Origin of the sequence: Meridianimaribacter sp. CL38, assembly GCF_004328055.1 — a bacterium.
In the GTDB taxonomy this organism is placed as follows: domain Bacteria; phylum Bacteroidota; class Bacteroidia; order Flavobacteriales; family Flavobacteriaceae; genus Gaetbulibacter_B; species Gaetbulibacter_B jejuensis.
The window spans coordinates 466,638-480,192 of sequence record NZ_QKWS01000002.1 but is presented as its reverse complement, the minus strand read 5'-3'; the positions used below and the strand labels follow the sequence as shown (position 1 = coordinate 480,192).

Sequence of the window (13,555 nt, the reverse complement as noted above, 5' to 3'; positions counted from 1 at the left end):
ACTATTATGAAAAAAACCTATACACATTACTTACTAGTCATTTTTGTATTAATAAGTACATTTTCAGTTTTCAGTCAAAATAATAATACACCAACAGAACTTGGAGCAGATGTTATGTTTACGGTTTTTGAAGCTACAGGTGGAGGACCAAAAATGGTTTTGCTTATACAGAAAAAAGATGGTACAGAAGTAACCTTAGAAGAATTTGATAGTTTTTCATATCAAGATAAACCAGGAATTCCTGAAGGTTTTAAAGAGTTGAAACTAGAAGACGGTAATTATACGTTTGATAATTTTTTTCAGCGTGCAGACTTCGAGTATCATGGTTTTATTTATAAAGGCAGATGTGTATTGTTTTTCCATCCAACTACAATAATTCTTGATGTGAAATTCCGTCAAATAGTAAGTAAATCTTGGTACGAATTTTCAGAAACTGATTTAAAAATAGAGTTTGAAGAATACTATGAAAACGGAAAAATATCTGCCAAAGGGTTTATAGAAAAAGATGGCAGTAAAACAGGAGAGTGGAAATATTACAGTAGAGAAGATGGTTATTTATTTATGTCAGGAGCATTTGAAAATGATAAGAAAATAGGTGTATGGAAAGAATATAATAGTGAAGGTCATGTAACCATGTCAGGAACTTATGAAAATGATAATAGAGTTGGAGTGTGGAAAGTATATGACAGCAAAGGAAAGGTTAAGGAAGAAGTAAACTTCAGTAAAAGAAGTGAAGGCAATGCTTTCGAGTATTTTTCTAAACAACAAAAAAACTAAATGTTATTACCATGAAAAAAAACCTACTACTAATTACAACATTACTCTTTACGAGTATAGTTTCTGCACAATGGACAGAGTTAGTCAAAATGGCAGAAGAGAGAAACAAACCAGAAGAATACTATGAGTATTATGAAAATGGTAATGTAAAACTAAAAGCATTTAAAGATAAAAACACTAAGGATGGTGAAATTGTTCTAACTGGTGAGTATATAATTTATTATGAAGATGGAACCATTCAGAGAAAAGGGAACTTAGTAAAAGATATAGAAGATGGTGACTCGTATTATTATAACGAAAAAGGAGTATTAACAATTAAAGGAAAACATACTTTAGGTGTCTTAAAGTCTAAGTATGTATACTTTGAAAATGGAAAGATAAAAAGTATAAATAATTTTGAAAACGATTTATTAAATGGCGAGTTTAAAGAATTTTATGAAAGCGGAAAATTAAAATATCATTTTTATTATAAAGATAATAAACATCACGGTGAAGGTAAAACCTATTATGAAAACGGTAATTTACAAGCTAAAGGAAACCTAATTGAAGGAAAAAATGATGGATTGTGGCAGTATTTTTATGAAAATGGCACTTTAAAAAGTATGGGAAACCTAATTGAAGGCAAACAAGACGGATTGTGGAAATATCATTATGATAATGCATCATTGGCAGCAGAAATTGTGTACAAAAATGGAGAAATAGTTTCTCAAAAAGAATACGATCGAAAAGAAGAGTCTAATACTAATGATTATGACGATATGTTTTATTGGTCAGACTCCTATTCTTCATCTAATGAGGATATTGATAAAGCCTTTAAAGAGTTAACATCAGTTAGAAATTTACAGCTAGTAAGTATAGATGAAATAAAAAATAATTCTGGTTATTTTGGAAGCAATAACTCTACCACACATAGTTTTAAAATTAAAACAGATGAAAGCACCAGAAAATTATTTGCTTCAATAAGGTATGAAGCAGATAAAGTATATTATGAAGGACGTTATTATTATGATGTATTATATGATGTGCAAATAATATTTGATGATGTTTATGAAGTGTATCAAAATGGTGATAAAATTGAATTTGTTTTTTATGAAGATTATGGGTTTTTAAGAAGAGCGAAACCACAAGGCGAATATTGGTCTGATTATGTTAAAAATGAATTTAACTTTTCAATTACTATTTATGACGATGAAATTAGAGAAGAAACATTAAAGAATTTTAAGTACTTAGTCGAAAACCCAATTATGAAACGTGAATAATAAACATAAACAGATGAAACAACCTATTGGTGTGAAAAAAACAGCTTTTATTATCTCACTTTTTTTATTTTCTAGCTTTGTTATAGCCCAAGATATATCAGACAAACAAATCCTAAAACATATTAAAGGAAAAGAAATTGAGTGGATTACTGACGAAAATAATTTGGCTAAAGTAAAGATGAAGTCTACCAAAAAATGGGGAGTTTACAATATTGATGCCTATTATGATTTAGATGAAGCAATCATCGATTTTGATGAGGTAGTAGCTCCAAAATTCGATTCTATTGGCTGGTTTAAAAATATGGAGCCTTTTACTATTGTAAAAATCAAAAAAAAATACGGTATTCTTTTAAATCCTTATGAAATACATGATGCAGCGGAGAGAGCCAACTGCATTTATGATGCTATAAAAATGAAGGAAGTAGATGGTAGGTATTATGCGTTTGTAAAGCAAAATGAAAAATGGGGATTAGTAGATTGGTTTGAAGATATAGTTTTAGTAGATCCCACTTTCGATAACCCTGAAGATGTACCTTTGGTTTGGATAGAAGGTTGGGCAAAAGATATGTTTGTAGCTTCCAAGAAAAAACTAAAAGCGGATATACTCATTTTTGATCAAAGTAATGGCGATGGTGTTTTTAAAGCAAGGAATAAAGCCACAAAAAAATGGGGAATGTATCAATCATTAGGCGAAAATGATTTAACAACACTTATACCTGCAAAATACGATAGTATTCGTTTTTTTGGATACAACTCAAAATATACAGCAGTTTACAACAAAGGTAAAATGGGTATGCATTTGTCGTATTGGAGTTATAATGAAAACACAAAACTGTCAGTACCTTGTATTTACGAAGAGTATAAAAATTTTGATGCTGATGGTGTACTAAAACTAGCAATGAAAAAAGATGGAAAATGGGGTTGGGTAAACTGGTTAACAGGCAAAGAAGAATCAGAATTTAAATACGAAACGCTCGACGATTTACCATATCCTTATTATAAACAAGCCATTTGGATTGAAGACTAAATAAATCTTACATTAGTAATTTTTGAAAATGAACCTTCAACCCTTAAAAATACCAGCAGGCTGGACAGTTGAGTGGAATTTGTTAACCGATACAGATCCAACTGAAGACACCATACACGAGTTTACAGGCAGTTCTCTATTGCTTATCAGTTCACACACACGATTAAAAGCGATTGATGTATCATGGCAACCAGAAGGCGACATTAATGGTGCGTACCAATTGCAGGTTATTTGTTTACTGCCGAAATTCAATACTAAAACCAATACACTAGACTACGAAGGTGTTTGGGAAGCGCCAGAATTAGAGTTTTCTACCCAAAACCGGTTAGAACTAGTTGATAAGCTAAATCATTTACTGTTTTATTTAAAGCCTTATACAGATACACGTATTTTGCTACAACCTGGTGTTGTAGACAAACCTAATGAAGCTATAAGACAAGAGCTGTTAACTAACGATTTAACAGAAGAACTTGTAGAAAAAATAATGGCATCGAACCATAAAAAACTTCAGGAGTTACTATTAGCCCACAAAGCTGTTTCGTATGCTGATGTAGAAAAATTATCGCAAGAAGGCGCTACTAAAGGCGTTAAAAATAAGGCAAAGCAATTGTTAAACAGCAAACAGTTTAGAAATCAGAAATCTGAAGCATCATCAGACGTTGATAAGGCTAAACTCATTTCATTAATTACAAATAAGATGGAAGCTGTTCTTGTAGAATTGCAACAGCTAAAACCAGAAAAAGAGTTCACGCTTAAAACTTATGAGCCCAATGGCTATTGGAGTATCCATTGGAAAAGCACTAAGCTTTGGAAAACTGAACATTATTTAAAAGAATGGTTTACTGTTAGTTTATATGGTAATAGTGATGCGTTCTCATTAAGTGGCTCTCATAATATTAAAGATGTTTTTGAACAACTTGAAGAGGGACATTTTCTATATAAAGGAAAAACAATAAAAACGCTTTTTAAAATGCTTGATACCATTGAAAAGCAAACAAAAGATGCAGTTTTAAAAGCTATAGACCAACAATTTGACCCTAGTTTCTAAAAAAGCAGTAAAAATTACGTAAGTAATTATAACTAACACAATCATTGATTATGATAAAATGCAACCTAATAACTTATGTGCTTTCTATACTTTCAATAGTATTGTTTTTAGGCTGTGATGATGCTAAGAATAAAACAAAAAACGAACTTTTAATAACAAAAGAAATTATTAATAAGTTTACTGATAATCCGTCAAATGACTTTTATACTAATTGTATATTTCAAGAAGGACTTCCTATAGTATTTAATAAAAAAAGAAAATCTAGAATTAGTAAAGACAACATTAAACCTCAATGATGATTTTGAGACTAAAGTAAAAAATGCAGAAGGTTTTACTATTCCAGATACTTTACTGCCTAAACTAAATATCATCACTCAAAAGCAAATAGATAGTTTAGAAGCTATAAAACATACCAAAGACAGAAGAACAATTTATGAAGAGTTAGGTTGTTCAGATGGTTTGTTAAGTGTTGCCAAACCAATTTACAACTATGAAAAAACTAAAGCTTTTATAAGTCTGTATTTTCATTGCTCAGGAATTTGTGAAAAAAAGGGTATGTTTATTTTGAACTTAGAAAACAATTTGTGGTCAATAGAGAAAACCTTAGTTGACTAAAATCATTCTAATACTTCTTCCTTCGCTTTTTTTATTTTTTTGTTGTCTCTGGTTTTAATTTTTCACAATTCTTTTAACTAAAAGATATTTCTTACCGCTTGATTGTGTGTGTATAGCATACTTTAAATTGCACATTCTTCAACTTAAATAAATCTGTTTTTCAAGAAGATTTAGTAAATTAAAAAAAAGTTACACAAAAATGTGACTTTAATTAGATGTAGGTGTCTAAATATAAAACCATATTTAAAATTATTCCCTAGCTATTGGAAACCATTAATAACATTAATGCAGTATCTGATGAGGATTTGGTAAGAAAAATTGTCAAAACCAACGATACATTGCTTTTTGAAGTGCTATATGACAGGTATGCCACTATGGTGTATAATAAGTGCTACGGTTTCGCAAAGGATGAAGATGAGGCAAAAGATTTGACTCAAGATGTGTTTTTAAAGCTCTTTGTTAAATTGGCTAGTTTTAAAGAAAAATCAAAATTTTCTACTTGGCTTTATGCATTTACATACAACCATTGTGTAAACTATGTTACTAGGAACACAGCAAAAAAAATAGAAAAGAACGCAGTAGATTATCAAGATATTGAGAACATTTCTTTTGAAGAAGATGATAAAGATTTCCTTCAAATGAAAGTTCATAATTTAAAAGAAGCCCTGAACCTAATTTCTCCTGAGGAGAAAATGATTTTATTACTAAAATACCAAGATTACCTTTCTATAAAGGAAATTGAAAGTGTTTTAGGTATTGGAGAAAGCGCAGTGAAGATGAGAATTAAGCGCGCCAAGGACAAACTTATTAATGAGTATAAAAACAACTTTGAGTAATGGAAAATCCGTTTAAGCAAATAGACAAGCCTTTAAAAGAGGTGCCTGATGAATTGAAGGCAAAAGTCATGAATGATATTGCCATTGCTAAATTACTTATGGAACTAGCTAGTCTGTTTTCAGTAGACGTGGCAAAAATTATTGAAGCAACTATTAAAGAAAGGAACAAATAAAAATCAACTAAAAAAGCAATACATGGAAAAAATAACTGAATGGAACGAAGACGTGATGAACTCTTTGTCTGTTATGACTACCGAAATAGGTAAGGTAATACCCAATATAATTGGTGCTATTGTAGTATTAATTATTGGATGGATACTTACAAAAGTAGTTGTTGGTATTATCAAAAAAGCACTAAAGTTTGCTAAAGCAGATAAGCTTGATGATAAGATTAATGAAATAGAAATTTTTGAAGGTAAAAAGTTAAATTTCAACATTATAAAAATTACCTCAAAGTTTGTAAAATGGGTAATGTATATCATGTTAATCATCGTAGTTTCTGATATACTAAACTTAACAATGGTTTCTGAAGAGATAAGCAACTTACTTCGTTATTTACCTCAATTATTTACAGCTTTAGTCATTTTTACAGTTGGATTGTTATTAGCAAACTTTGTAAAAAAGTCGATTAGATCATTTTTTGAATCTATGGAGCTTTCAGGTGCAAAAATTATAAGTCAAATAGTGTTTTTGTTAATTCTAGTGTTTGTATCAGTTACAGCTTTAAACCAAGCAGGAGTTGACACTGATATTATCACTAGCAATATCACTATGATATTGGCTGCCTTTTTACTAGCGTTTGCTTTGGCATTTGGTTTTGGAGCAAAGGTAGTAGTAGGAGATATTTTAAGAACCTATTACGCAAGAAGAACCTATGAGATAGGACAAATCATAGAGTACAATGGTAAAACGTATGAGGTTTTAGCTATTGAAAACATATCAGTTATATTAAAAACTGATACAGGAAAACTTATTGTTCCAATTAAAGATATATCCGAAAGTCACATTAAGGTACAAGGTTAACTATAGTTAGGGTTATAGTAATTTAAATTTGGTTAATATTTAAAGAACCTTGATACCTTGTGGCTTTCTTAAACCCTTTTCATTAATTTGAAGAGGGTTTTTTTATTTCCTTTTCTTTTTTTTGTTGTAGTTTTTGTCGCCTCTAGTTTTAGGCTTCTTATATTTTTTGGCTATTTCTCTTCGGTACGAACCGCCTTGGTTTGTTTTCTTGTTTTTTTCTTTCTTTTCATGAAAAGCAGCACCAGGTTCATAATCGTCTTTGTTACGTTTTAAAGGGTTGTAATGCTCCTTTATTTGCGGTCGTTCTTCTTCAATTAATTCTGTAGAAATAGTTACTTCCTCAGGAAATTCAATTAATGCTATTTTTAAATTCATGTAGTTTTCAATAGCTTCAATGTAATCCTGCTCGTCTTCGGTAGAAAATACAATACTGGTTCCTGAGTTTTCAGCTCTACCAGTTCTACCTATTCTATGCATATAATTTTCAGGATATTTTGGTGTATCAAAATTTATTACATGACTTACATTATCAATATCCAAACCACGAGCCATAACATCTGTAGCTATTAAAATACGATGTTCGCCACTTTCAAAAGCTTCAATACTACGTAGTCTGTAGTTTTGTGTTTTGTTGGAGTGAATCACACAACAATTGCCAGGAAAGATGTCTTCTAGCTTTTCAAACAAGCGGTCAGCCATTTTTTTATTAGACACAAAAATCAGCACTTTATTAAAAGTTGCTTTATCAAATAGCACGTGTTCTAGTAGGTTAACCTTTGTGTAAAAGTTCTTTACCTCGTAGCGTTGTTGTATAATGTTTTCAAGAGGTGTTCCTGTAACAGCAACAGTAACGCGTTGTGGGTTGATGAAAAAGTTTGTGATTAATTCATCTACATCTTCGGTCATAGTTGCTGAAAACATAATGTTTTGTCTGCGTTCAGGTAAAATATCGAAAATGTTCATGAGCTGATGTCTAAACCCAAGGTCTAACATAACATCAACTTCATCAATAACCAGTTTTTGAATAGACTTAAGCTGTAATACTCTACTCATGGCAAGGTCATACAATCTACCTGGAGTAGCAACTATAATGTCGGTTCCTTGAGCAACAGCTTGTTTTTGAGTGTTGATGTTTGTACCACCATAAACACCTAAAATTCTATTGTTGATGTATTTAGAAAGTTTTTCAATTTCCTCAACAACTTGTACAACCAATTCTCGAGTTGGTACCAAAACCAATACACGTGGGTTTTCTTGTCTAGAATATTTTAGGTTTCTAAGTATAGGAAGCATGTAGGCAAAGGTTTTACCAGTACCTGTTTGTGCAATTCCTACCACATCTTTACCAGATGCTACAACATTAAATGCTTCTGATTGTATAGGAGTTGGTTTTACAAATCCTAAATCGTCAATGGCATTGTAAAGTGGTGTGTTAAGGTTTAAGTCCTGAAAAGTAACATCGTGTTCCATGTTGCAAAAATAGGCTTAATCCATTAAACTTAGTAGCCATATTCTATTAAACTTGGAATAAGGTTTTTGGTTTGTGTTTTCCAGTCCTTTTCAACGCTATCCCATTCAGTATAACATTTGTACCTTTCGTATGGTGTTTTTTGAGAGATTTCTTTTATTGGTCCTACAATGGCTAAATACTCTTCACTATCAGCTTCTTCGTATTCATATCCAAAAGAAATAGCATAGTATTCGTCACCTTCATTTTTAATTTTCCCAACTACAGTCATAGTGTCTGGATAGCCTTCGTCTTCGCCAACATAATTGTAAAGTGCAAGTTTTGCAAACTCTTCAGGCTTAATATATTTTTTAGGAACTTTATTAAACTGATTAGTTTTGTGGTAAGCTTCCATGATTTCGTATCTAGAAAACAAACTATCCATTTGTGTTTCAATAAAAGCGTTGTCAAGTGGGTAGTTGTTAACAATTCGTGCTGTTGTTGCTTGTAAGCTAAACCATTGGTTGTCTTTTTCTTTTGCTAGAGTAGAGGTGAAAGTGTCGGTGAATTCATTCTTGTATGAAGACTTATTTAAAAAGTTTAAATACGAATAGATTAATGAGTTCATTGAATAGTCGTACTCGTCTTTATCTTTTTCTTCTAAATATTTTTGAAGATCAGACTCCATGTACTGAAACAGTTTTTCCATATTATCACTTACCAAACTACTGTGACCTTTACTGTCTTGAAGGATGTTCAATGATACATCTAAAACATCTGAACGGTATTTTTCATGCTTGATTAAGGTTGAAAAATCTTTGTAGTTTTCAATAGCATAATTAAGTGAATCGGTAAATGGAGACACTACTCCCCAAGTATAATTTTCAGTATTTACAGGTGGATTATTAAGAAATAAATCTTTATAAATACTCAAGGCATCATCATTTTCTAAATCTGGAATAATTGTTAAGATTGTTGCTTTTAAATCATCGTTTGTACTTTCATTGGTATACAGATTTTTTAAAACGTCTAAAGTTTTACTATCGCTAACCAATGAAAATTGTTCAGCTATTTTGTCTTTTATAAGATTGGTTTTTTCTTGAGAATCGTAGCTGTAGTTTAAAGCTTCGTAGAGTTTAGGAAGATCGGTTGTTTCAAACTCATAATAATCAAAAGCGCCAAGTGCATTATGGTATACAATTGAATCTTTAGAGCGTAAGTCGTTAAAAATAGCATCAGTTTTTGAGCTGAATACATCAAACTCAGGTTCTTTTGAAATGACTTTAAAGGAGTTGAATATAGAGTCAGTTAGTTTGCTGTCGCGTTCTTCGTCGCTTAAATAACCTGTCATTAAAAACAAGCGTTTGTTTTGAAGCCATAATTGATGTTTTGTAATCACCTTTGTGCCTTCATTTTGAATATGAAATTCAACACCATCTTCATTACCAACTTTGATGTTTTTTTGCTTTATAATACTGTCATTCCAAGATTTAAGCGCGTCAATATTGGTTTCAAAAAACTCATCTTTAGATGCTATTTTGAAATAATCTTTCAAGTCGCTGTATCCAAACTGATACGTTCCTCCAGACATTTCATTGAGCGCAAAATAGTCGTTGGAGTTTTTAAGATAAGTACTTTCATAACCAACAGTGTCAATAACTCTTTTAAGGTCGTCAAAAAACAGAACTTCAAAGTTTGTGCCTCTTGGTTGTAAGGTTGTAAGCTCAGGAGTTTTGTAAGGTTCAAACTTAAAACTATTAAAAAAAGTATCGTCAGTAGTCGCTTTTTCTTTCTCGTTTAGTTTTTGCTTTAGTAAAAGGTAGGCTCTGTTTCCTCTTAAATAAATTCTGCAGATAGTATGAAATTTACCATCAAGCAATAATTCATATTCTCGTCCTTCATTACCATCTAAAAATATAGTTTTAGGAGGTGATAATAGTTCAGCTCTTGCAGTTAATGTTTCTTGCATAGACTCAAATCCACCAGCAGGATCTTCCATAAAATATCCAAGCGGTTGGTCGTTATATCTAAATAGATAGTTGTCGTCGTTTTTATAGTCTGGTGCAGAATAAAGGTATAAATAGTAAGGTTCACCATCTTCTTCTAACGGATTTGGGTATTCGCGCGACAAGTCAGTAGGTTCTTCTGGGATAGTGATTGAAAATGCACCTTTTTCACTCACAAAATCCAGCCATTCTTTAACTTCCTTAGGCTTAGCGCTTGTAACTTTAAGCGAATTAAAGAAGCGTTTGGTATTGTTGTTGTCAACACTGTCTTTTAAATCTTCAACCGATAAGTAGTACAGTATATTATTTTGTAAAGTAAACTGAGCACTCATTAGTTTTTCTTCGTTAATCTTTACAAGTATCTTGTATTGGAGTCCATCACTGTATTTTATTTCCTTTTTGTCTAGCAGCTCTCCATTAAGATTGTTGACGATGTTGTTTGTGAAATTATCAACAATTTCACTCGGTTTACTGTCTTGATTTCGATCTCTTAAGTCTAAAGCAAAAAAGGAATACACGCGCTTTGAATTCGTGTCATTGTAGGAATAGATGATAAAACTATCATAATCATCTTGATAGTTTGGTTCATTAGGTAACTCTAATGAGTAACCCAAATCGGTATTTGTATACGTATACCAATCCCAAAGAGTTAAATTTGAAAAACTAAGGTTAGAAACCAAAACAAAACATACTGTAAGAAGTATGTTGGTTGAAAAAGAGCGCTTTAAGTTCATGTGCAAAAAGTAGATTTTTGTTTAGTATTAAGTAAAGTCTTTTATATTATTCTAAATTGATAGTTTCTTAATAAATTTGGAAACTTATAAGAATTACCCTTTTGAGAACAATATCCAAGCAAAACATTAGTAACGTTGAGCAATATAAACAAAAATTATTGCATTGGAGCCAACAGTTTCGCGAAGTTGTTTGGTTAGATACAAATGCTTTCAACACTCAATATTCTACATTTGATGCAGTTTTAGCAGTAGATGCTATAACGAGTATTCAAACCGATTATGAAAATGCATTTAAAGCATTAAAAGACTATCAAACCCAAACAAACGATTGGATTTTTGGGTATTTAACTTACGATTTAAAAAACGATGTTGAGCACTTGACTTCAAGAAATTTTGACGGTTTGCAGTTTCCTGAATTGTTTTTTTTTCAACCCAAAAAATTATTCCTTTTTAAAGATGATGTAGTTGAAGTTAGGTATTTAAATTTTGTTAGCGATGAGCTTGATGCCGATTTAAAAACTATAGATGCTATAGATGTTTTAAATACCGTTGAAGAGCCACAAACCGAAAACATTAAAATAAAGCTTCGCATCCACAAAGACGACTATTTTAACAAGGTAAATACCATGTTAAAACACATTCATAGAGGAGATATTTATGAAGCTAATTTTTGTCAGGAGTTTTATGCTGAAGACACTTTAATTCAACCCTTAAACATTTATAACAAGCTTAATGCTATTTCCAAACCGCCTTTTGCAACGTTTTTAAAATTAGACGATAAGTATTTACTTTCGGCATCACCAGAACGTTACCTAAAAAAAGAAGGAACTACAATTGTGTCGCAACCTATTAAAGGGACAGCTAAACGCTCAAAAGATAAAGACGAAGATGATAAACTTAAAACAGAGCTTGCTAAGGACGAAAAAGAACGAAGTGAAAATATTATGATAGTGGATTTGGTAAGAAACGATTTGTCTCAAACTGCCACAAAAGGTAGTGTAGAGGTGAAAGAACTTTGTAAAGTCTATAGTTTTGAACAAGTACACCAAATGATTTCAACCGTAACATCTCAAATTGAATCCACGACACATCCAGTAGATGTTATAGCGACAACATTTCCAATGGGAAGTATGACAGGAGCTCCAAAAATTTCGGCTATGAAAATTATTGAAGCTTTAGAAGAAACCAAACGTGGTTTATACTCTGGAGCTGTTGGGTATTTTACACCTGAAGGCGATTTTGATTTTAACGTGGTGATACGTAGTATTTTGTATAATCAAAGCAATCAATATGTGTCCTATTCGGTTGGAGGTGCAATTACTGCAAAAAGCGACCCTTTAAAAGAGTATGAAGAATGCTTGATTAAAGCTAGAGCTATGCGAGAGGTGTTGGAGAGTTGAAAATTTCCACTTAAAGTTTAATGTTAAAGGTTTCAAGTTGTTATATTTGAAATAGGTATTAAAAACTTATGCTAGAAAGATTCAACAAACATATCATCCAAAATCTTCCTTTTCTAAAAGAAAGTAAACTCCTTATTGCAATTTCTGGTGGAATTGATAGTGTGGTGTTAATGCACTTATGTCGTGCTGCTAATTTTAAGTTTGCTTTAGCACATTGTAATTTTAATTTAAGAGGAAAAGAAAGTGATGCAGATGAAGATTTTATCGTTCAACTTGCTGATGATTTAGAAATTGAAGTGTTTGTACAGAATTTTGAAACCGAAACCTATGCCAAAACGCACAAACTATCTACGCAAATGGCAGCAAGGGAGTTGCGCTACAACTGGTTTAATGACTTAGCAACACAACTTAAGTTTGACTACATTTTAACTGCTCATCATGCTGATGATGATTTGGAAACCTTTTTAATTAATCTCACAAGAGGAACAGGTTTAGAGGGTTTTACTGGAATCCCCATTATAAATAACAATACAGTTAGACCATTATTGCCATTTTCTCGTTTGGAAATTGAGACGTATGCCAACGACAATAATTTAAAATGGAGAGAAGATAGTACAAACGCGTCCACAAAGTATTTGCGCAATAAAATACGTCATGAGGTTATTCCTGTGTTGAAAGATATTAATCCACAATTATTGCAAACTTTTAGTCAAACTCAAGCGTTTTTAAAAGACTCAAAAGCAATAATTGACGATAGGATAGATGATGTTTCTGATAAGGTTATAAAAGACATTACAGAGTTTGAAATTCAATTTGATATTTCAGGAATTAAGCAACTCAGTCATCCAAAAGCCTATTTGTATGAATTATTAAAAGCATATGGTTTTACCGAGTGGAACGATGTGTTTAATTTGTTAGATGCGCAATCAGGTAAGCAGGTGTTTTCTGAAACCCATCGTTTAATAAAAGATAGAGATTACTTGCTGTTGAGTGATTTAAACACTGAAGATAAGCAGCAAGTAATAACAATTTCTGAATGTGACGATAAAATTAAAACCACTGCTGGAGTTCTCTTTTTTGATGAAGCTGATGCAATTTTCGGAAAAGACGCTAATCGTATTTTTGTAGATAAGAAAAAGCTCAAATTTCCTTTAACAGTAAGACATTGGCAAGAAGGCGATTATTTTCATCCGTTAGGAATGAAAGGAAAAAAGAAATTAAGCAAATTCTTTAAAGACGAAAAAATGTCGCTCTTAGACAAGGAAAACACACTTTTACTATGCTCTGGAGATTACATTATTTGGGTTATTGGTAAACGTGCCGACAGTCGTTTTAAAGTTACTGACAAGACTAAGAAAATTATTAAAATAGAATTAAAATAAC

General features: G+C 31.6%; 12 protein-coding genes. 10 read left to right on the top strand and 2 right to left on the bottom strand.

Annotation, left to right across the window (positions count from 1 at the left end; genetic code table 11):
* Positions 1-6 precede the first annotated feature (6 nt).
* From DMZ43_RS07340 to DMZ43_RS07310, 8 genes are all read left to right on the top strand, one after another.
* On the top strand, positions 7-777 hold the full coding sequence (locus tag DMZ43_RS07340) for a toxin-antitoxin system YwqK family antitoxin (protein WP_131507031.1): 771 nt from the start codon (positions 7-9) through the stop codon (positions 775-777).
* Between the two features lie 11 nt (positions 778-788).
* A complete protein-coding gene (locus DMZ43_RS07335) occupies positions 789-2,036 on the top strand; it encodes a toxin-antitoxin system YwqK family antitoxin (protein WP_131507029.1) in 1,248 nt (415 codons plus the stop codon).
* A gap of 13 nt (positions 2,037-2,049) precedes the next feature.
* On the top strand, positions 2,050-3,063 hold the full coding sequence (locus DMZ43_RS07330) for a WG repeat-containing protein (protein ID WP_131507027.1): 1,014 nt from the start codon (positions 2,050-2,052) through the stop codon (positions 3,061-3,063).
* A gap of 28 nt (positions 3,064-3,091) precedes the next feature.
* Positions 3,092-4,111: a hypothetical protein gene (locus DMZ43_RS07325; protein ID WP_131507025.1), complete on the top strand. Its 1,020-nt coding sequence runs from the start codon at positions 3,092-3,094 to the stop codon at positions 4,109-4,111.
* A 50-nt stretch (positions 4,112-4,161) separates the two neighbouring features.
* Complete coding sequence (locus DMZ43_RS07320) at positions 4,162-4,407, top strand: hypothetical protein (RefSeq protein ID WP_131507023.1); 246 nt, start codon at positions 4,162-4,164, stop codon at positions 4,405-4,407.
* A 582-nt stretch (positions 4,408-4,989) separates the two neighbouring features.
* Positions 4,990-5,562 carry an RNA polymerase sigma factor gene (locus DMZ43_RS07315; protein ID WP_129760279.1) on the top strand — a complete coding sequence of 191 codons (573 nt, stop codon included), beginning with the start codon at positions 4,990-4,992 and terminating at the stop codon, positions 5,560-5,562.
* Positions 5,562-5,735, top strand: a complete 174-nt coding sequence (locus DMZ43_RS14950; RefSeq protein WP_165353687.1) for a hypothetical protein — start codon at positions 5,562-5,564, stop codon at positions 5,733-5,735. Before DMZ43_RS07315 ends, DMZ43_RS14950 begins: the two co-directional genes overlap by 1 nt.
* 22 nt (positions 5,736-5,757) lie before the next feature.
* The gene (locus DMZ43_RS07310) at positions 5,758-6,585 is read left to right on the top strand and encodes a hypothetical protein (protein WP_131507021.1); all 828 of its coding nucleotides are present in this window, start codon (positions 5,758-5,760) and stop codon (positions 6,583-6,585) included.
* A gap of 102 nt (positions 6,586-6,687) precedes the next feature.
* Here the strand turns inward: DMZ43_RS07310 and DMZ43_RS07305 are convergent, their stop codons facing one another.
* Together DMZ43_RS07305 and DMZ43_RS07300 are read right to left on the bottom strand one after the other, a co-directional pair.
* Entirely contained in the window at positions 6,688-8,055 is a 1,368-nt protein-coding gene (locus tag DMZ43_RS07305; RefSeq protein ID WP_131507019.1) for a DEAD/DEAH box helicase, read from the bottom strand.
* A gap of 29 nt (positions 8,056-8,084) precedes the next feature.
* Complete coding sequence (locus DMZ43_RS07300; protein ID WP_131507017.1) at positions 8,085-10,772, bottom strand: hypothetical protein; 2,688 nt, start codon at positions 10,770-10,772, stop codon at positions 8,085-8,087.
* Positions 10,773-10,873: 101 nt separating this feature from the next.
* Between DMZ43_RS07300 and pabB the strand changes: the two genes are divergently transcribed.
* Positions 10,874-12,172, top strand: a complete 1,299-nt coding sequence (gene pabB / locus DMZ43_RS07295; RefSeq protein ID WP_131507015.1) for an aminodeoxychorismate synthase component I — start codon at positions 10,874-10,876, stop codon at positions 12,170-12,172.
* 68 nt (positions 12,173-12,240) lie between these two features.
* Complete coding sequence (gene tilS, locus DMZ43_RS07290) at positions 12,241-13,554, top strand: tRNA lysidine(34) synthetase TilS (protein ID WP_131507013.1); 1,314 nt, start codon at positions 12,241-12,243, stop codon at positions 13,552-13,554.
* Position 13,555: the final 1 nt, after the last annotated feature.